The following is an 18,839-nucleotide window of genomic DNA, read 5'->3' as shown; positions in this document are numbered from 1 at the left end:
GCTCGGCGGGGGCGCTCGCGGGCGGGGGCGCGGGGCTGTACGTGACACCGCCGCCCCGGGACTCGGGCTCGGTCGGCGCGGAGGGCCAGATCAGTACGGCGAGGGCGGTCACGGCGGCCGCCCCGGCTATGAGCACGGCCGCTTTCCCCGCCGAGAAGGCGGCCGGGGCGGCGTGGGACGCGACCGAGGGCGCGGCGGCGGTGGCCGAGGAGGCGAGGGCCACCGCCACCTGCTGCCCGCTGTCGTAGAGCGGCACCACGAGCGCGAGCCCGGAGAGCAGGCCCTCCGCCGGGACCAGCCCCGCACTGCCGTCGGAGCAGGAGGCGCAGCCCCGTACATGGCGGGCGATCCGCTTGCGCCACAGCGGCGTCGGCGTACCGTCCCAGTCGGCCAGCAGGTCCTCCAGGGCCGGGCAGCGGGGGTCGGAGGCCAGGGCCCGGACGACCGTGCGGCCGACGTCGAGCTGGTTCTTCACCCGCTGGACGCGTACGGCGGCGTGCTGCGGGGAGAGACCCAGCGCCTCGGCCAGCTCGGACCGGGTCAGGTCGCCGGTCGTCTCCAGCCACCACAGCGACAGCACATCGCGCTCGGCGTCGTCCAGCCACCGGGTCGCCTCGGCCGTCTCGCGCCGCTGCCCGGAGAGTTCCAGACGCAGGATCGTCAGGTCGACGAAGTCGGCGGCGGGATCGGCGGGATCGGCGGTCTCCTCCAACGGGGCGGGGCGGTGGCCGAGGTTGGACCAGCGGCTGCGGACCTGGTTCATGGCGATGGCGACGAGCCAGGAGCGGAAACGGGCCGGATCGCGCAGCGCGGGCAGGCCGGAGAGCGCCCGGAGCATGGTCTCCTGCACCACGTCGTCCACGTCCGGATGGCCGTTGAGGGCGCGCCCGACGACGTTGTAGACCAGCGGGAGGTACTGGGCGGCCAGCCGTTCCCCGGCGGCCCGGTCGCCGTTCCTCGCCGCGATGACCAGAGCGGTGCTGTCCACGCCGTTCACGCCCTTCGTTCGGTTCGCCCCCGGAATGTGGGCCAGGTCACCCCTGGGGGTTTTGTTATCCGCCCCCCGTCCGGTGGTCAACCAGTATGCGGGGGCCGGCAGGCAGTCCCGCCGAGAGAGTGCGGGAGCGGGGAGAGACATGTCGAGCGACACGGACACCGACGAGGCGCACGCCACCGGTCCGGGCTCCAACGGGGCACAGGCCGCCGAGGTGCAGGCCACCCCGGCGCAGCACGCCGAAGCGCACGCGACCGCTGCGCGGACGGGCGAGGCCATCACCACCTCGGCCCTGCACGCGGCGGCGACCGGCGCCGACACTTTCCCCGTGGTCCTGCGGGAGGCCCTGAACCGCCGCGGGCTCTCCCTGGAGCGGGTGAGCGAACGGCTCAGGGTGCGCGGCATCACCATCAGCCAGGCCACCCTGAGCAGCTGGCAGCGCGGCCGCAGCCAGCCCGAACGGGCCCGCTCCCTGCAGGCGGTGGACGTGCTGGAGGAGATCCTGGAGCTGCCCGCCGGGTCCCTGCGTTCGCTGCTCGGCCCGCGCCGCCCGCGCGGCCGGACCACCCCGCCCGACGCGGAGGGAGCGGCGCTGCAGATCCTCGGCGAGGACTCGGTGGTGGAGAAGGCGCTCGGCGCCCGCTTCCGCCACTTCAACCAGGAGACCAGCTCGCTGATGGTCCACGACATCGTCCGGGTCGGCGAGACCGGCACGCTGAGCGGGATCTCCACCACGAACGTGCTGCGGGCCAAGCGGGCCGGGGCCGACCGGGCGATCTTCGTCCTCAGCTTCGACGACGAGGCGGCCGAACCCGTCGACATCAAGGTCACCTGCGGCCGCCTGGCGGAGGCCACGTATCTGAAGGGGCTCAAGTCCCTGGTGCTGGAGATCCACTTCGGCCGGGAGCTGGCCAAACTGGACACCACGGTGGTGAGTTACGCGGTCGAGGTGAGTCCCTCCGAGACTCCGGCCACGCACTACGAACGCTGGTCGCGGACCAACCTCCACGAATACCTCCAGCAGGTCTTCTTCCACCCCGCCGCCCTGCCCGCGGACTGCCACCGCTACGTCCGGGAGAAGGTCGGCGCCCCGCCGCGCGGCCGCCGTCGCATCCCGCTGAGCGAGGCGCACGACGTCCATGTGCTCACCTCCCGGTGCAAGCCGGGCGTCCACGGGGTGGCGTGGGAGTACGGAACGGGAACGGGTGGTACGGGGCCAAGTGGAACGGGAGACCGCCCAGGATGAGTGGACGGTCTCCCGCGTCTGGGGGGTGGCCTTCGTTCGGTCGGTGTCTGTCGTGGACTACTTCGTGTTGAGCGTCAGCCCGTAGTACGCGAGGGCGTCGTCGAGCGGCTGGAAGTAGGAGGAGCCGGGCGAGTTGACCTGGCCGTTGCAGCGCTGGTTGCTGGGACCGCCGGACGTCATGCCCTGGGCCTGGTCACCGGAGACGTACGCGCCGCCGCTGTCCCCTCCCTGGGTGCAGACGCTGGAGCTGGCGAGGCCGGTCACGACGGTGTCGGGGCCGCCGTTCGGGTCGGTGTAGGTGACGCTGACGTTGTACGAACCGACCTTGCCGCAGGTCCACTGGGTGGTCTGGCCGGACTTGCAGAGCGCCGCACCGGAGGGGGCCCGCTTGCTGCCCTTGACCGGGACGGTGCCGGCCCTGCCGTACGTGGTGATGTCGAGGCCGATGGAGTTCCCGGCGTCGACGGAGGCGATGCCCATGTCGACGCTGCGGGTGCCGAGCGCGAACCGGGTGTGGGTGCCCTTGGCGAACCGGGTGCCGTTGTACGCCAGCGCGGGCAGGTCCTCGATGCAGTGCCCGGCGGTCACGAGCACCTGCTTGCCGTTACGGTCCTTGGCGCCGTAACCGACGGAGCAGAGGTAGCCGTTGAAGGTCATCCGGCTGCCGGGCGGAACGACGGCCTGGGTCTCCAGCTTCTCCTGCCCCTTGACCACGCGCACGGCGTCGCCGTTGCTCTGCGCGGCCTTGAGGAAGCTGCGGGTGGCGGCGTCGGTGTCGCCGTTGACCTCGACGGTCACGGTGTCCGAGGCCAGGTCGACGGACCAGGCGGAGACCCCGGCCGGGGCGCTCTTGAGCGCCTTGGCGTCGAGCTGGGCCTTGATGCGGTCGAGCTCGCTCTCGCCGCGCTCGGGAACCCGGGCCTTGAGGCCCGCGGCCCGGACGTCCTTCGCCGCCTCGGCGTCGGCGGCGTTGACGACCAGCGAACCGTCCTTGGCGAAGAAGGCCCCGAGCGTGTCGACCCGGTCCTTCCGCAGCTCCGCGAACCGGTCCTGCTGATCGGCCTCGCGGTCCAGCCGCTCGACGGCGGCCTTCTCGCTGACGCCCAGGGTCACGGCGAGCGCCTTGACCATCTCCGGCTGGTAGGCCGGCGCCGCCGCGGGCGCCGAGGGCTCCTCCGTCGTACCGGCGTAGGCCCCTGTGGCGACTCCGGCCGACAGAAGGGCGCCGATCGAGGCGGCCACGATGTATCTGCGCGCGTTCTTCTTTCCGTGCTTCACGCGATTCCTTCCGCTACGCAGGCGAGCGTCCAGACAATGGGGGGGGTGGCCACACCGCGCCTGGGGAAGCGCGATGTGTTCCATGGACACTGCCCGGCGGCGATGACATGTTCCTGTCGCCGCGCCTCGAACTCTGGCGCAGCCGGAACTGCCGCGACAAGAAGTGGCGGTGGGGCTCTTTTCTACAGAACTGGCCGAGAACTGTAGAGAGAACGGCGGAAAGCGCTGGTGCGGACCTTTGTGCCGGGTCGTACGCCCGCTCCGGAGTCCACCCCCAGCACCATTCCCCGGCAGTAGAGTTGACTTCCGAATGAGGGGGGACACCGGCATGAACCGAGGCCGAAGAGCTGTACTGATGTGGACGGGCCTGGCGGTCGCCGTGCTCGCGGGAGTGCTGTCCTTCCTCAGCTGGGACCGGGCCGACCAGGTGGCCGGAGTGATCTCCGCCGTGGTGGGCGTGGCCGCCCTGGGAGTCGGCGTGTACGGGGCGCTCGGCCCGGCCCGGGGCCCCGACGTGCAGGTCTCGGGCACGGGAAGCGCGGTGTCCCGCGGCGGCGGCGAGGCCAACACCGGCTTCGTCGCTCCGGCCCCGACCACCGCGCCCGGCTCGGTGTCCGTCAGCGACACCGGCGACGCGGAGGCCGACGGGGGCAGCGCGAACACCGGATTCCGGCAGGGGTAGGCGGAGCTGTGACCGGCGGCAGGATCGGGGCGAAGGATACGGGCGACGCGTCGGCACAAGGGGACGTGGCTTTCTCGAACACCGGGGTGTTCAACGGCTCGGTCACCCTTGCCCGGCAACGACCCGCCGTATCGGGCTATCTGCTCCAGGTCGAGAGGGTGGCGGCGGCCGACTTTCGGGGACGTGAGGCCGAGCTTTCGGAACTGGCGTCCTTCGGCACAGAGGAACGTCCGCAGGGAGCGGCCGAAAGGAACTACTGGCGCTGGCTGGCCCCCGCCTGGACCGGAAAGTCCGCCCTGCTGGCGGAGTTCGTCCTGAATCCGCCGTCCGGGATCGACGTCGTCGCGTTCTTCATCACCTCCCGTATGGCGGGCCAGAACGACGCCGCCGCCTTCTGCGAGGTCGTCCAGCGGCAGCTGTACGCCCTGTTGCGGGAGGAGGAGCCGCTGAGCACGCCCGCCACGCGGGACGAACAGCTGCGGCTCGCCATGGACCGTGCGGCGGAGCGCTGCGCGGCGGAGGGCCGACGGCTCGTCCTGGTGGTGGACGGGCTGGACGAGGACCACGGCGTCACCGCCGGTCCCGACTGCCACAGCATCGCCGCGCTGCTGCCGCGTACGCCCCCGCACGACATGCGGATCATCGTGGCCGGACGCCCGCACCCGCCCGTTCCGGACGACGTGCCCGGCGACCATCCGCTGCGGACGACGGAGATCAACCACTGGCTGGCACCCTCCCCGTACGCTCAGGCGGTCCGCTGGGACGCGGAGCAGAACCTGCTGCGCCTGCTCGACGGCGGCGGACTGGGGCGTGAGCTGGTCGGCCTGACGGTGGCGGCGGGCGGTGGCCTCAGTGCGAGGGACATCGCCGAACTGACCGGCAGCCGCCCCCGCCTCGTGGAGCGCGAACTGTCGGCGGTGACCGGTCGCAGCTTCCGCCGCCGCTCCGTGCACTGGGCGTCCCACGGTCCCGAGGTCTACCTCCTGGCCCACGAGGAGATCCAGCGCAGCGCGGCGGATCTCATCACCGACGCGGAGCTGGCGGACTGCCGCACACGTCTGCACCGATGGGCCCAGACGTACCGGAGCGCGGGCTGGCCCGCCACGACGCCCGAGTATCTGCTGCGCGGCTACGCCCAGCTCCTGCGCGAACTGGAAAGCACCGGGCAGCTGGTGGAGCTGGTGTGCGACGCCGCACGGCACGAGCGGCTGTGGCAGGTCACCGGGGCGGACCTCGAGGCGCTCAGCGAACTGTCGACCTCGCTGGACCAGTTGCTGGCACGCGGCAGGCGGAGCGGCGACCTGGACGTCTCGGCCGCTCTGCGTCTGGCGGCCGCCCGCGACGGACTGCACAAGCGGACGGCTGTCCTGCCCGCCGGTCTCATCGGCCTGTGGGCACGGCTCGGGCACACCGGCCGAGCCATCAGCCTGGCGGAATCGCAACAGAAGTCGTACAACCGGGTGAGCGCCCTGACCGCCGTCGCCACCTGTCTTGCCGCCACCGGTCACCGGGAGCGGGCGGAAGCGCTGGCGGCGGACGCCGACAGCGGCGAGGACGAGGCACGCTTCCTCGAGGCCATCGCAGAAGGGCTGGCGGAGGCGGGCCTCTACAGCGAGGCCTTCCGGACGGCCGCGAGGACGGAGGGCACGGACCGACTGGCGAAGGCTCTCGTCGCGACGGTCAGGCGGGCGGCCGGCGACCACGCATCACACGGGCGGGTCGGGAAGGAGGCGATCACGCCGCACCTCGCCGAGGCGGTGCAGGCCGTCGCGACGGTTCGCGGCGTCGAGCAGGGCGAGCTGTACGCCGATCTGGCCTGTGCGTTCTCCCTGTTCGGTGACGAGGAACAGGCGCGGGAGACGATAGACCTGGCCGTCCGGGACCGTTCGGACGGCGAAGGGGCGTTCCGGCAGGCCCAGAATCTCAGTCACATAGCCGAACGCCTCGCACCGGCACCAGGTCTCGCGCAGCGCGCCGCGAGCATCGCCCGTGACGCGGCCGAGTTGGCGGACACGATCGACGACCCCCGAAGCGTCGAGTGGCTCTTCCCGCAGATCGCCGCGGGCCTCGCGGCGACCGGGCAGTACGAGCGCGCGGAACAGATCGCCGGGGTTCTGCCCGATCCGGCCGACTTCGACGAAGGGCTGTGCGCCGCAGCCGGGGCAGCGGCCGAGGCCGGCGCCCCGGGCTGGGCGCTGGAGGTTGCGGACCGTCTCACCGATCCGATCGACCGGGCCAGTGTTCTGGTCGCCGTCGGTAGGAGGGCGGCGCGGTCCGCCGACCCGGCGGAGACCGCGCAACTGGCCCGGCGGGTTCTCACGGTGATCGACGAAGTGTCCGCCGAGGTATGGCAGGTGGGATTTCTGACCAGCACGTCGGAGTTCCTCCTCCGGGCGGGCGCGCGGGAACAGGCCGAGGCCGTGGCGACCACGGCGACGGTTCTCGCCCGGAACCGTACGACGCCCCGGGGCAGCGTGACCGCGCAGATCGCCGTCGCCAGGGCCCTGGTGGCGGCGGGCGCCGAGGCCGAGGCACACCGGCTCGTCGACTGGGCGATGGAGTCGGCCGAAGCGGAGGACGGATACGTCCGGCTGCTGCGTCTGGTCGACGTGGCGGGCGGGCTGCACGTGATCGGCCAGGACGACCGCAAGGTGACCATGCTGTCCGCGCTGCTCGACGAGGCCCGGCAGGAGGCGCACCACTCGGAACACGCGGAATCCCAGCAGCACGTGGCCGAGGCTTTCGGTGAGACAGGCCACCCCGACCTTGCGAGGAAGGTGGCCCGGGAGCTCCTGGACAGTGCGGACGCGTTGGACAGCGCGTACCAGCAGGGGTGGAACAGATACAGCGCGGCCGGCGCCTATCTGGCGGCCGGGGACTTCGACAAGGCCTTGGCTCTCACCGACTCCCTGCCGGACGACGTGGTGGCGGATTTCCGCTCCGGTGTCGTGGAGAAGCTGGTGGCGGCCGGCGAGTACGCGTGGGCGGGGCGGCTCGCCTGGGAGTTGACGGGCACCGTTGAAGGCGATCGCAGCCTCATACACATCGCGGCGGGCATGGCGGCCAGGGGTGATGTCCCCGGCGCGGTGGCCCTGCTCGACGAGATCTCCGTACCCGGCCTGCGTGACGAGGCCATGAGGGAGATCGTCAGCGCATCGCCCCGGGCAGACGCGCCGCACGAAGCCCAGGCCCTGGCCGACGCCATCACCGACCCGGGCCACCGGAGCAAGGCCCTAGCGGCCATCGCCCACGCCCACGGCCCCACCCCGGAGGGGCGCGTCCTGCTCGTCGAAGCACTGGCCCTGGGTCCTTGGAACCAACTGGTCGAGGAGATCGCCGGAGTGGCCCCGGAGCATCTGCTCCTGCTGGCGGCCTTGTCCCGGAACGAGCACTAGGCGCGCTCCGCGCGGGGCGCGGCGACCGCGCGGTCAGCCGGCGGCGGGGCCGGTCCCGTAGTCCGCCTTGAATCCGCTCAGGCCGTCCGCGAGGTGGGCCAGCCACCCGCTCGGAGAGTACGGCTGGGGAGGGTCGACCTCCACTCCCAGTGGGTGCGGGGCTCGCCGCGGGCGGCACCTCACCTTCCTCGATCGACCGCTTCAGATGGTCAGCGACGACGAACAGCCAGTCCTGGATCGCCGGCCGGGGCAGGCCGACATCCGGTACGGGGTAGAACTCACCGAGGCTCAGGCGCAGGCGTCCCGGCGGGTTGCGGGCGTAGTCGCGGATCTGCCGGTCGGCCGTGGCCAGGGCGTCGGGGCGGGTGTGCCAGGTGTGGCGGAGGTAGGCCTGGAGGGCCTCGCTCGGCCTGTCCGGCTCGTCATCGGCCGACATCCCGGTGTACGCCCTGATGACCTGGTCCAACTCACCGTAGCGGCGGTCGAATTCGAGCGGCTTCATGGACAGGGCGTGAGACCTCTACAGATAGATCGGGACGGTGGTGAGCGCGACGAAACCGTGCCGGCTCGCGGGCTCACGCCTGAGGACGACCCGGACCTCGACAAGTACCGCCGCCTGCTGTGGAAGTGCGGCATCAAGCCGATGATCGCCCGGCGCGGCGTCGCCCCCGGTTCCCGACTGGGCAAGGTGCGCTGGGTGGTCGAGCGCGCCTTCGCCTGGCTGCACCAGTTCAAACGGCTCCGCACCCGCTACGAGCGACGCGCCGATCTCCATCAGGGTCTGCTCGAACTGGCCTGCAGCCTCATATGCCTGCGCCGCCTGCGAACCGCATCCTGAGACGATCAGCTACGCCCTGTAGAGCGCGAGGCCGCGGGTGAGCCTGCGCAAGTAGATCGACCGCGCTGCCCCGAGCACCGTCCCGGCCGCCCCTCTCGACCTGCCCGCGTGGTGCCACATGCCACTACTACCTCGGCGGTCTCCGACCCAGACCGCCTTGTGCACGGAAATCAGCCCAGGGCGAGCCAGCGGATGCCGAGCCGTTCGACCTGCGTGGCCTCCGCCTCGTTCAGCAGCTCCCGACCGGTGGCCTTGCGCAGGAAGCGGGAACGGCTCCACCCCAGCTTGTCGGCCGCCGGGGCGTGCTCCGCGCCCAGGAGCAGCTCGGGGCGGCGTCACCGGTCGCCGGGGTGAGCCAGGCTTCGCGCCCGAGTGCGTCGGCCAGGTCGAGTCCATGGACGGCGACTTCCACGACGCGGGTGAGGACGAACTCCGACAGGAGCATGGCGCCGCCATGACGTGTCCGCACGGTCCGGCCCCCGGGTTGGTCCCGGCACAGCCGGTAGGCCCGCCGCCACGTCGCGGCGAAGTCCTCGGCGAAGGCGCCGCCGTCGGGCGGCCTCGCCGCACGGTCCTGGGCCAGGGCGATCCGCTTGCCGTTGGTCTGCGGTGAGAAGCGGTCGTCCGGGCGGTAGTACTCCACCGCGGAGATCTCCGCCTCCGGGGGTGACGGCGCGTCCAGATGGCCGGAAGCCAGTCGATCACCACGCACACGTGCCCGAGCAGGTCGCGTACGGTCCAGGGAGTGCAGCGTGTCGGAAGGTCTCACTCGGCATCGGACAGTCCGGCCACGGCGTCGCCGAGAGCTCCGCATTCCAGCTGAAACGCTTGGAGAGCCTGGTCGTGACCCACGCTGTGTCGCCTTCCGTCCGTTCGCCATTCCGCGCTCACTTCGCCGTCCCGCCGGTTCCCCTCCGCGCTCGCTTCTCAGATCATCTATACGTGCGCCGAAGCGGTCCCGGTTGCAGACCGCCGGGACCGATTGCCAAGTAGGCGCCAGGCTTCTCCGCCGATCCTCCTTGCGGGGCGTGCGATAGGTTCCCCGCCATGATCGAACCTGGAATCTTCACCTGGCCGACGGCTCCGATACCGACCGAACGGCTCGTGCTCCGCGCGTCCGAGGCCCGCGACCGTACGGCCTTCGTCGAACTGTTCGCCTCGCCCGAGGTGGGCACCTACATCGGCGGCGCCCGGACTCGCGACGAACTTGAACGCGCGATGCCCGAAGTGCCCGGCCGACGCCCCGGCTGTTTCGTGGTCGAACTCGACGGAACGATGATCGGCATGATCACGCTCGACCCCCGCGGCGCCGAACGCCGGGGACACGTCCGCCCCGAGGCCGGAGAGACCGAACTCGGTTACCTGTTCCTGCCCGAGGCGTGGGGACACGGGTACGCCTTCGAGGCGTGCGCGGCGGCACTCAACTGGTTCACCGGCGCACGGCCCGGCGAACCCGTGGTGCTCTCCACCCAGAGCACCAACCACCGGGCGATGCGCCTCGCGGCGAGACTGGGCTTCACCGAGGTCGAACGGTTCGAGGAGTACGGCGCCGAGCAGTGGTTCGGCGTGCGCGCCCCGGCCACACCGGCCGGATGAAGGGCGGCCCCATGAACGCGATCGTCCTGATGTCGGATCCGAAGGTCGCCGCCGTGCCCCTGATCGAGTCCGGCGAACGCCTCGTGGACGTCCGCCCCGGCGGCCGACTGCTCGTCGACACCCGCAAGCAGGACCAGGCAGACGCCTTCGCCCACCTGCGGGAAGGCGTGCTGGAGCGGCTGCTCGCGGCACAGACGATGCTGCCGGCGGACATCCGGCTGCTGTTCGTCGAGGGATACCGACCCCCCTCCCTCCAGCGGGAGTACTTCGAAAAGTACGCAGGCCGGCTGCGGGCCGCCAACCCCGGCTGGTCCTCCCATGAGATCCACTCAGCGGCGAGCAGGTACGTCTCACCCCCCGACATCGCGCCGCACAGCGCCGGCGCGGCCGTCGACCTCACCCTCGCCGACGCCGACGGACACGAACTGGACCTCGGCACGCGCATGAACGCGGATCCCGAGGAGAGCGCCGGCGCCTGCTACACCCACGCCCCGGACATCAGCGAGGAAGCCCGCGCCAACCGGAAGCTGCTGGGCACCGTGCTCACGGCCGCAGGGCTGGTGAACTACCCCACGGAGTGGTGGCACTGGTCCTTCGGGGACCGCTACTGGGCCTTGCTCACGGGAAAGCCCGCGGCCCTTTACGGCCCCAAGGAGCTCGACTCGCGCAACTGACCGACCAGACGTCCTGTTCCGGCCCGGGCAGCGTACCGACGGCGAGCCGTCCGCCTTGATCCGGCAATAGGAATTGTCACGACTTGTGGATGAGGAGTGGTTGCCTGCCGGCAGGCGAAGGGACTTGAGTCTCCCGTAGGGGGAGACACGAAGGTGGGGACATGAACGGCGACACGCTCTACTCGATCGGCGAACTTGCTCGACGGACCGGTCTCACGGTCAAGACCATTCGGTTCTACTCCGATCGCGGAATCGTGGCGCCGACCGACCGCAGCCCGGCTGGCTACCGCCTCTACAGCATCGACGCCGTCGCACGCCTGGACCTCGTGCGCACCCTGCGCGAGCTGGGACTGGACCTTCCCACGATCCGAAAGGTCGTGGACCGTGAGCTCTCGCTTCCGGAGGTCGCCGCAGCGCATGCCGAAGCACTGACGGTGCAGATCCGCGTCCTGCGCCTGCGGCGCGCGGTGCTGACGGCGGTGGCCGAGCGCGGGTCCACACCTGATGAGACGGAACGCATGCACCAGCTGGCCCGGCTTTCCAAGGACGAACGCAGCCGTCTGACCGGCGATTTCCTCGACGCCGTCTTCGGCGGTCTTGACGCGGCCCCCACCTTTGCGGGGGTCATGCGCTCGATGACCCCCGAGTTGCCCCGTAACCCGAAGACAGAGCAGGTCCAGGCGTGGGTGGAGCTGGCCGAAATGTCTCTGGACCCGGGTTTCCGCGCCGTCGTGCGGCGGATGGCCGAGGACCAGGCGGCCGAGCACGCCCGAAGCGGCGTGACGGTCCCGCGCCGCGACATCACCGCAGCCGTCCGTGACCAGGCCGGCCCGGCCGTGACCGCCGGCATCGACCCGGCCTCGCCCCAGGCTAATCCGATCGTCGCGCAGTTCACGGCGCACTACGCGCACCTCCTCGGCCGCCCCGACGACGTCGAGCTTCGCCGTCGGCTGGCGACTCGGCTGGAGAGCGTGAACGAACCGCGCTGGCGGCGGTACCTCCAGCTGCTCGCAGTGGTCAACGGCTGGCCGGCCCCGGAGAGCCTGGCTTCGGTGTTCGACTGGTCCGTCCAGGCTCTGCGCGCCCGGACACGGCGATGACGGGGCGGTCACAAGGCGGCATGGGGCGGATGCGGCCGACGTTGGGTGAAAACGCCGCCACATATCATCGGCTGACGAGTGCCCCGGTCGTACTTCAGGTGGCCGCGTCGCCGGTCTCTCCCGCTCTCGTTCTTCGCCCCTGGCGCATGGAAGACGTCGCCGCATTGGTCGAGGTGAGCCGGGATCGGGCACTGCGCCGGTGGGCGAGCTCTGGCGTGGACAACGATTCCGACGGGACACGCTGGGTGCAGGCTCAGCAGCAGGGCTGGGCAGCGGGGGACCGGTTCGGCTTCGCTGTCCTTGAGACACAACCCGATTCAGTTCGCGCACAGTTGGTGGGCAACGTGGTCCTCAAGAAAGTCACCTCCGGCAAACCGGCAGCCGAAGTGGGCTACTGGACCGCGGCACACGCCCGCGGGCGGGGAGTGGCCACCCGCGCTCTGGAGGCACTCACCAACTGGGCCTTCGACGCCTTCGAAGCCGACGGGCTGGAGCGTCTCGAACTCCTGCACCAGGTGGACAACCTGGCATCGTGCCGGGTTGCACAGAAGAGCCGCTACGACTTCGACACCCTCCTGCCCGCGGCACCGCCCTCCTTCCCCCGCGATGGCCACCTGCACATACGGGCGCGAGAGCGTCTGAAATCCTCACGGCTTCTGCGGACCGGCTGAGGCTGTTCACGCCGAGACGTGCTCGGGGCGTCCCTCCGCACCGGCTGCGTGGGCGGCCGACGTGTTCTGTGTGGCTGGAGGCCGGGATCTGTTGGAGCTCGGTGCCGTACACGGACGCAACTCCTTCCATTCTGAAACAAGCAGTAAATCTCACCTTCGACGATGAGATCGCCTGCGTCCTCTCCCTTGTAGCCGGCGTACGGCTGCGCTCGGGCGGGCTGGTCCGCCGGTTCGAGAAGGAATACTCTCGGGGGACACCACAGTTCTATGCCCACGTCGCCCCTGACTGGGTGGCGACGCAGCGGCCAGCCCACGAGGGCCGACCCTTCTTGGCATTCCCGCTGTACCAGCGCACAGGCCCTGTCCATCGGATATTTGATCAGTATGGTGACGGGATCATGTCTCTGATCTTGCTGTTCGCCGCGACTGCCATCATCGGCATACCAACCGCCACGGTGTGGCTGCTGGGACGGCGCGCGAAGGTGCCCAGTTGGATGCTGACCGTCTTCTTGCTGGCTGGTTGGCTGACCGTGTTGGCTGGGTGGGCTCTTTCACAGCGCGCTCAGCCGTTCCTGTTTCCTGAGACCTCGCCCTGCTACGGCACGAGCGGCACTCCTGTCTCGCAGTACTTCCCGCCCGACTCCTTCTGTCGCCATGCCGACGGGGAGTTGCGCACGGTCAACGGGGCGAACTCCAAGCTCATGTTCTGGAGCGCCGCCAACACCACCTTGGCAGTGATGATTGGCGCAGCCTTCCTTTGGCGTCACCAACGCTCTCGATCGTGACCGCCCCCACACTGGCCGCCATGTCCTCGAGCGTCCTCTCGTGGCCGGTCCGTCGGAGTCTGCCCCGAACCCACTCGTGACTGGGTTCGGGGGCGGATAGCGAGGTAGCGTTCGAATGCCTCGCGGGCGTCGGGGACGAACGCATCATGCCGAACCAACTCGTTGAGCTCGTGTTCCGTCAGCCAGTCGTGCCAGGCAATCTCTTCGGGGTCCGGCTTGATCGGTTCGTCCACAACGACTTCGTGCAGCCCAAGCCAGTACGGGCTGATGGCGCCGGTGCACCGGAACTTGAACACGAACCTTGGACAGGTCCGGACCCCTATCTCCTCCTCCAACTCCCTGGCAGCGGCCTGCTCATAGGTCTCGGCAACCTCCACTGCACCGCCAAGCATCCAATTGAAGTGGCCCGGAAATCGCGATGTGCCCTCAGTACGGCGATGCACAAGCGTGCGCCCTTCGGGGTCACGGCACACGATCGTGGCAACGCGGTGCAACCATCCCTCCCGAATCGCGTCGCTCCTGCTCACGACAGTCAGAACCTCATCACGGTCGTCAACCCGTTCAACAAGTTCACTCATGAGCCACAAGATGTCAGATAGCACGAGGACACGGTGAGACTGCGTCGAAACAGTCCAACGCCATGTGGTCCGCAAGGCTGATCCAAAGGACCCACTGTTACCGCCCGGAACGGACTGAGCCTCTTTCAAGCTGGCGGCGTTGATCGCGTGTCGGACGGTTCCGCACAACGACGAAGCTCCTGGTAGACGGGTTCTCGACCAAGATGACCCGTTTCCGCCAGGAGCTTCGCGTGCTTGTCTACCCGTCCTCGATCGACTTGTCCACCCGCACCCTGCGGTTCCTGGCCGGACAGCTGACGGCCAGGCGTGGGGACATCGGGACGCGGTGGCGACGGCTTCCCGTGGCACGTCAGGCCCTGCTCGCCCTGGCCCAGCTGCGGTGCGGCGACACCTACGCCCGGCTTGCGGCCGGGTTCGGCATCGGGATCGCCACCGTCCACCGCTACATACGTGAAGCCATCGAGGTCTTGGCCGCCCTCGCCCCGACCCTGGCCGACGCGATGAGGACCATCCGGACGAAGGCGTTCGTCATCCTCGACGGAACCCTGCTGCCCATCGACCGCATCGCCGCCGACACCCCCTACTACTGCGGGAAACACAAACGCCACGGCATGAACGTCCAGGTTCTCACCGATCCGTTCGGCCGTCTGCTGTGGGCCTCACCGGCTCTGCCCGGCTCGACCCACGACCTGACCGCCGCCCGGCAGCACGGGAACATCGACGCGCTCGCCGCAGCGGGCCTCAAGTGCTGGGCGGACAAGGCATACCAAGGAGCCGGCAGGCCCGTCCGTGTCCCGTTTAGAGGGCGCCACCTCAAGCAGTGGAAGCGCCGCCACAACACCACCCACGCCAAGATCCGTTGTCTTGGCGAGCAGGCCATGGCCACCCTCAAGGGCTGGCGCCTCCTGCGGAAACTCCGCTGCAGCACCAACCGCATCACCGCGATCGTCCAGGCCGTTCTTGTCCTTCACCACGCGTCAGCGTGAGGTCGGAAAAGGCTCATTGCCCGTCAAGGCACTCTCGGTCATGGAAAGCGTCATGGTCATCGCCATCCACGCCTTGGAGAACGAGTTGAGATGGTGCTGATGCGGGTACGGATAGACCTCGGCGACCTTGCCCATCCGGAAGGCGTGCTTACGCCGCCGCCTCCGGCTGCCGCTCGGGCGCGTGGAAGGACGAGCCGAAGACCTTGCCGTCCATGACGAGGGCCGCGTTCGCCGCGAACACCATGTCGGGCAGACCGGCGACCGGGGCGATCGTCTCGACGGTGTGGCCATGGCCCCGGTACGCCTCGACCAGGGTCAGCCACTGGTCACGGGCGAGCGGGAGATCGACCGGTGTGCCGGTGTCCATCCACGGGTTGATGGCGTAGGCCACCTCGAAATAGCGGGGCTCACACATCAGATAGCGCCTGAGGCTAGGGCCATGGCCCAGCGGGCCACGTTCCGCGGGCACGGCTTTCCTCCGCCTTCTCCGGTGACGATGGGGATGCCCTCACCGTAGAAAGCGGCCTGTGCGCCCGACAAGAACGAAAAGCTGCACACATACGCAGGAATGCTGCGCAGATACGTCACTCAGGGCAGGTTCAGTGCGTCAGCGTGGCCGCCCGGGCTCTCCCCGGCGTCCGGCGCGGGCTCGCTGACTCCCGCCTCCGGGCTGTCCGGCAGCAGGTGGGACAGCACCATGTAGCTGATCGTCTTGCGGATGAAGGGTTCGCTGCGGATCCGCTCCAGCACCTCCTCGAAGTGCTCCACATCGGTGGCCCTGATGTGGAACAGGGCGTCGGCGGCCCCGGTCACCGTCATCGCCGCCACGATCTCCGGGTACTTGCGCGCCACCTCCGACAGCCGCCTGGGCGGCGCCGCGCCGTCGCAGTACACCTCGATGTACGCCTCGGTGCGCCAGCCGAGCGAGGCCGGGCGAACGGTCGCCCGGAACCCCGTGATCACCCCTGTGGCGCGCAGCCGGTCGACCCGTCGTTTGACCGCGGTGGCCGACAGCCCGATGGCCGTGCCGATCTCGGCGAAGCTCGCCCGGGCGTTCGCGATCAGGGTCGCGACGATCTTCCGGTCGAGCTCGTCGAACGGCGTGGGCTTCGTGGTCATGGCGGGTGGCCTTCTCCTCGTGCCGCCCCGGGAAGGGGCCGTCTTCCCTCCCATCCTGCCGGGGAGCCCCGGCAGGCGAGCGCGGCGGCCCGGATCCGTCGTCATTGGGCCGACAAATGACGGCACTCCTGCCTGGTTGACGCGCGTTGACAAGGAACACCAGACTCGGTCAGGTCCATGACAACCGCCTTACCAACGACAGGGGATGTCCCGTGCTGCCGAGACCGAGTGTGTCCGCGTACATGAGAACCGCCGTCACCGCCCTCGCTGCCACAGCCCTCGCCGTCACCGGGCTGCTCGCCGCCGCACCCGCCGCTCCGGCGGACTCCTCGGCCGGCGCCGGGCACCCGTCCGCCGGGGTGACCGTCAAGATGCCGGCCGCCGTCGCCGACCGTCTCGGCGCCGAACGCGAAGCGCTGGTGGACGCCGTCTCCGCGGACGTCCTCTCGCGGTCCCACGACACCAGAGGTCTCGCCCCGAGTGCCGCCGTCGGCGAACTCGCCGACGAGGGCCGCAAGGTGGTCGTCGACGTGCGCGACGTCGCGGGCGACTGGGCCCGTGGCGTCGCCTACGTCGAGGCGTCGCGCACGCGGCACGGTGCGCCGGAGGGCTGGCTCTACATCGCCCACCGCGAGGACGGGCGATGGGTCCCTGGTCTTGAGGGCGACCGTGACTTCGCCGACCACGTGGCCGACTCACCGCTGGTCGGCGCGGCGGAGCGGCGGACGATGACGGCCTACGCCGAACGCGAGGTGACCCCGGACCCGCAGGCCTCGCCGGCCGGAACCCTGGCCAACACCAACGGGCTGCTGCTGCCCTGGATGCCGGATTACTACATGACCCTGACCGGCGGCGCCCATGCACATGACGGTGCGACCGGCTACTGGAGCTCCCTCGACTTCGCCGGCGGCAACGCCAGTGGTCTGGTGCGCTCGTCGCGTGAGGGTACGGCCACCTCGATGTGCGGCGCGGGCGGCGGCTGGACCCGGGTGATCCACCCCGGCGGCTTCTCCACGGACTACTACCACCTGCACAACACGACCTACTACAACGGGACATCGATCGCGCGCAGTGCCCTGCTCGGCAGCATCGGCACCGACACCTGCGCCGGCGGTTCCGCGACCGGCGCCCATGTGCACTGGGCCCTGCGCACGTACGACGCCGACTACAACGGCCAGTACACCTGGCTGAACGGCCGCACGATCGGCGGCTGGGCGTGGTGGAACGGATCTCTCCAGTACTCCGGCTGCGGCACCCGTCTCGGCGTCACGGCCTGCCCCGGTACGGCGATCTACAACCGCACCGGCTGACGCCCGGGGTACCGCTTGCGGGACGTCACGGGCCCGATGGCCGGAGTACGACGAGATCCCGCCCAGTTGCGTAACTGGACGGGATCCCGTGACGTTTCTTGAGAGCTACTCAAGAACTGTCGGTTGTGGACCTGTGGGGATTTGAACCCCAGACCCCCTCGATGCGAACGAGGTGCGCTACCAGACTGCGCCACAGGCCCTTGCGACGTGTGAAACTCTAGCACCCTCACAGGGGTGCTTGGAAATCCGTTCCTCCGCTGGTCAGCGGTGTCGGGTTTCCCGGTGCCCCCGGGCGTCCCCGGGGGCCTCACTCATTGGCCGCACGCGGCCGGTCCTCGTCGTCGTACTGGTCGAACAGCGGGGTCCGGCCCCGGTCGCGGTTGCGGCGGGACTGGTTGGTGCGCTGACGCGGGGCCGGGTCGACCTCTGGGGCCGTCGGGTGCGACGTGCCCGTCTGGGTGGGCTCGGCGGTGCTGGAGCGGGCCGCGCTCCAGGTCTCCGGGTCGCCGACCTCCACACCGCCCGTGGCCCGGGGGGCGACGGGCGCGGTGACGTAGGTGGGCAGCGGTACGGGAACGGGCTCCCAGCTGTCGCCCTGGGCGCGGCCGCGTTCGCGCTGCTGGTCCACCCACTCCGCGTGGTCCGTCTGCTCGACGAGAGCGCGGCGGCCGGCCTCCTGGGGGGAGACCGTGGGGGTGGGTTCCGGCTCCGCGTGGTGCGCTTCGGAGTCGTCGTCCGGCTCGGCGGAGTCGGAGGCCGCGGGCTGGTTCCGGCGCGGGCGGTTCTCCCGCAGCCGCTGCGCCGCGTCCTCGGCCCGGCGGCGGTCCATCGTGAAGGCGAACCGCCGGCGTTCCTGGGCCCGCAGATGCACGATGTACGTGCTCAGCAGCACGGCCGGCACCGCGGGGGCCCAGAGGAAGCCGAGGCCGCCGACCGCCGCGACGATCGCGCCGAGGGTGAAGGCCAGGAAGAGGACGACCGTGGTCCGCCTGCGCCGCGCCAGAACCTGGGAGCGCTGGGCGCGCCGGGCCCGCTCGGCGTCGGCCGTACCGGAGCGCGGGTGCCGCCGGGCGGGCGGCACGTGCTCGCCGGACCGGCGTTCGTGCGCCGGGCGGTCCGGGTCCTGACGGTCCGGGGGCTGGTGCCCCGGAAGCCGGTCGTGCGCCGGGCGGTCGGACGCCTGGGGGCCAGGGGCACGCTCGGGCGCGTGCGCCGGGTCGCTCAGCCGGGCTTCCGTGTGCGCCGGAGGCGCGGCGAAGGCCCGGACGTCCACGGATTCCATACGGTCCGTTTCCCGGTCCGGGTCGACCTCGGGCCCCGCCTCCTCGGCGGTGCGCTCCCGCAGCTCCTTGGCGTAACGACGCTCCATCGCCGCCCGGCCGGACAGCAGCCGGATGGCGGTGCTGAAGCGTTCCGTCGGACGGGCTTCGTTGAGCTCGTCCTGCCTGCGGAGCCACATCGGCACCAAGTAGGCGGCCCAGGCCCCGACGATGACTGCGTAGATGAGGCCGCTGCTGCTCACGCTCACACCGTAGAGGGGTTTGCACGGAAGGATCCGCCAATTGGCCCGGTGTGTCGCACGATCCG

The 18,839-nt window shown here is 70.4% G+C and carries 17 protein-coding genes, 1 tRNA gene and 2 pseudogenes; 11 read left to right on the top strand and 9 right to left on the bottom strand.

Annotated features, from left to right (window positions below; translation table 11 throughout):
* The coding region (locus D3105_RS10300) for an RNA polymerase sigma factor (protein WP_133305679.1) at positions 1-997 on the bottom strand (997 nt) is incomplete at its 3' end.
* A 139-nt stretch (positions 998-1,136) separates the two neighbouring features.
* On the opposite strand from D3105_RS10300, the gene D3105_RS10295 reads away from it, so the two are divergent.
* A complete protein-coding gene (locus tag D3105_RS10295; protein ID WP_118902452.1) occupies positions 1,137-2,240 on the top strand; it encodes a helix-turn-helix domain-containing protein in 1,104 nt (367 codons plus the stop codon).
* A 57-nt stretch (positions 2,241-2,297) separates the two neighbouring features.
* Here D3105_RS10295 and D3105_RS10290 read toward each other — a convergent pair whose 3' ends face one another.
* Complete coding sequence (locus D3105_RS10290; protein ID WP_118902450.1) at positions 2,298-3,518, bottom strand: S1 family peptidase; 1,221 nt, start codon at positions 3,516-3,518, stop codon at positions 2,298-2,300.
* Positions 3,519-3,846: 328 nt separating this feature from the next.
* On the opposite strand from D3105_RS10290, the gene D3105_RS10285 reads away from it, so the two are divergent.
* The 3 genes and pseudogenes from D3105_RS10285 to D3105_RS10270 form a co-directional block, all read left to right on the top strand.
* Positions 3,847-4,200: a hypothetical protein gene (locus D3105_RS10285; RefSeq protein WP_240646862.1), complete on the top strand. Its 354-nt coding sequence runs from the start codon at positions 3,847-3,849 to the stop codon at positions 4,198-4,200.
* A gap of 65 nt (positions 4,201-4,265) precedes the next feature.
* Complete coding sequence (locus D3105_RS10280; RefSeq protein ID WP_240646861.1) at positions 4,266-7,595, top strand: hypothetical protein; 3,330 nt, start codon at positions 4,266-4,268, stop codon at positions 7,593-7,595.
* Between the two features lie 595 nt (positions 7,596-8,190).
* Positions 8,191-8,433 (top strand): annotated as a pseudogene (locus D3105_RS10270) (transposase); the annotation flags it as partial.
* Positions 8,434-8,662: 229 nt separating this feature from the next.
* Here the strand turns inward: D3105_RS10270 and D3105_RS10265 are convergent.
* Positions 8,663-9,145, bottom strand: a complete 483-nt coding sequence (locus D3105_RS10265; protein ID WP_240646860.1) for a maleylpyruvate isomerase N-terminal domain-containing protein — start codon at positions 9,143-9,145, stop codon at positions 8,663-8,665.
* Between the two features lie 335 nt (positions 9,146-9,480).
* Between D3105_RS10265 and D3105_RS10260 the strand changes: the two genes are divergently transcribed.
* The 5 genes from D3105_RS10260 (at position 9,481) to D3105_RS35855 (ending at position 13,259) form a co-directional block, all read left to right on the top strand.
* The gene (locus D3105_RS10260; protein ID WP_118902441.1) at positions 9,481-10,029 is read left to right on the top strand and encodes a GNAT family N-acetyltransferase; all 549 of its coding nucleotides are present in this window, start codon (positions 9,481-9,483) and stop codon (positions 10,027-10,029) included.
* An 11-nt stretch (positions 10,030-10,040) separates the two neighbouring features.
* Positions 10,041-10,703 (top strand): M15 family metallopeptidase, encoded by a 663-nt coding sequence (locus D3105_RS10255; RefSeq protein WP_118902469.1) that lies wholly within the window; start codon positions 10,041-10,043, stop codon positions 10,701-10,703.
* 161 nt (positions 10,704-10,864) lie between these two features.
* The gene (locus D3105_RS10250) at positions 10,865-11,803 is read left to right on the top strand and encodes a MerR family transcriptional regulator (RefSeq protein ID WP_118902437.1); all 939 of its coding nucleotides are present in this window, start codon (positions 10,865-10,867) and stop codon (positions 11,801-11,803) included.
* Between the two features lie 29 nt (positions 11,804-11,832).
* A complete protein-coding gene (locus D3105_RS10245; protein ID WP_276311804.1) occupies positions 11,833-12,474 on the top strand; it encodes a GNAT family N-acetyltransferase in 642 nt (213 codons plus the stop codon).
* 101 nt (positions 12,475-12,575) lie between these two features.
* Positions 12,576-13,259, top strand: coding sequence for a hypothetical protein (locus tag D3105_RS35855; RefSeq protein WP_338103975.1), 684 nt, complete (start codon positions 12,576-12,578; stop codon positions 13,257-13,259).
* Here the strand turns inward: D3105_RS35855 and D3105_RS10235 are convergent.
* A complete protein-coding gene (locus tag D3105_RS10235) occupies positions 13,238-13,861 on the bottom strand; it encodes an NUDIX hydrolase (protein ID WP_338103974.1) in 624 nt (207 codons plus the stop codon). The two genes, D3105_RS35855 and D3105_RS10235, sit on opposite strands and share 22 nt — an antisense overlap.
* A 206-nt stretch (positions 13,862-14,067) precedes the next feature.
* Between D3105_RS10235 and D3105_RS10230 the strand changes: the two genes are divergently transcribed.
* Entirely contained in the window at positions 14,068-14,823 is a 756-nt protein-coding gene (locus D3105_RS10230; protein WP_118902431.1) for a transposase family protein, read from the top strand.
* Here D3105_RS10230 and D3105_RS34530 read toward each other — a convergent pair.
* The 3 genes and pseudogenes from D3105_RS34530 to D3105_RS10220 form a co-directional block, all read right to left on the bottom strand.
* Positions 14,815-14,958 (bottom strand): hypothetical protein, encoded by a 144-nt coding sequence (locus D3105_RS34530; protein WP_165890994.1) that lies wholly within the window; start codon positions 14,956-14,958, stop codon positions 14,815-14,817. The genes D3105_RS10230 and D3105_RS34530 overlap by 9 nt on opposite strands.
* A gap of 19 nt (positions 14,959-14,977) precedes the next feature.
* Positions 14,978-15,238, bottom strand: a pseudogene (locus tag D3105_RS10225) (amidinotransferase); the annotation flags it as partial.
* A 173-nt stretch (positions 15,239-15,411) separates the two neighbouring features.
* A complete protein-coding gene (locus D3105_RS10220; protein WP_118902428.1) occupies positions 15,412-15,942 on the bottom strand; it encodes an Lrp/AsnC family transcriptional regulator in 531 nt (176 codons plus the stop codon).
* A 242-nt stretch (positions 15,943-16,184) separates the two neighbouring features.
* On the opposite strand from D3105_RS10220, the gene D3105_RS10215 reads away from it, so the two are divergent.
* On the top strand, positions 16,185-17,252 hold the full coding sequence (locus tag D3105_RS10215) for a M23 family metallopeptidase (RefSeq protein WP_118902460.1): 1,068 nt from the start codon (positions 16,185-16,187) through the stop codon (positions 17,250-17,252).
* Positions 17,253-17,378: 126 nt separating this feature from the next.
* On the opposite strand, the gene D3105_RS10210 is transcribed toward D3105_RS10215, so the two are convergent.
* Positions 17,379-17,452: transfer RNA gene (locus D3105_RS10210), tRNA-Ala, on the bottom strand.
* A 107-nt stretch (positions 17,453-17,559) separates the two neighbouring features.
* Positions 17,560-18,774, bottom strand: coding sequence for a gephyrin-like molybdotransferase receptor GlpR (gene glpR / locus D3105_RS10205; RefSeq protein ID WP_118902458.1), 1,215 nt, complete (start codon positions 18,772-18,774; stop codon positions 17,560-17,562).
* Between the last annotated feature and the right edge of the window lie 65 nt (positions 18,775-18,839).

Origin of the sequence: Streptomyces globisporus (assembly GCF_003501885.1) — a bacterium.
In the GTDB taxonomy this organism is placed as follows: Bacteria; Actinomycetota; Actinomycetes; order Streptomycetales; family Streptomycetaceae; genus Streptomyces; species Streptomyces globisporus_D.
The sequence above is the reverse complement of the archived record's forward strand: the minus strand, read 5'-3'. Positions and strand labels throughout refer to the sequence as shown.

Bases quoted from the DNA above. Each gene is read 5' to 3' on its own strand.
- D3105_RS10295 (WP_118902452.1), top strand. From the start codon at position 1,137: ATGTCGAGCGACACGGACACCGACGAGGCGCACGCCACCGGTCCGGGC.
- D3105_RS10285 (WP_240646862.1), top strand. From the start codon at position 3,847: ATGAACCGAGGCCGAAGAGCTGTACTGATGTGGACGGGCCTGGCGGTC.
- D3105_RS10260 (WP_118902441.1), top strand. From the start codon at position 9,481: ATGATCGAACCTGGAATCTTCACCTGGCCGACGGCTCCGATACCGACC.
- D3105_RS10255 (WP_118902469.1), top strand. From the start codon at position 10,041: ATGAACGCGATCGTCCTGATGTCGGATCCGAAGGTCGCCGCCGTGCCC.
- D3105_RS10250 (WP_118902437.1), top strand. From the start codon at position 10,865: ATGAACGGCGACACGCTCTACTCGATCGGCGAACTTGCTCGACGGACC.
- D3105_RS10245 (WP_276311804.1), top strand. From the start codon at position 11,833: ATGCGGCCGACGTTGGGTGAAAACGCCGCCACATATCATCGGCTGACG.
- D3105_RS34530 (WP_165890994.1), bottom strand. From the start codon at position 14,958: ATGGGCAAGGTCGCCGAGGTCTATCCGTACCCGCATCAGCACCATCTC.
- D3105_RS10220 (WP_118902428.1), bottom strand. From the start codon at position 15,942: ATGACCACGAAGCCCACGCCGTTCGACGAGCTCGACCGGAAGATCGTC.
- D3105_RS10215 (WP_118902460.1), top strand. From the start codon at position 16,185: ATGAGAACCGCCGTCACCGCCCTCGCTGCCACAGCCCTCGCCGTCACC.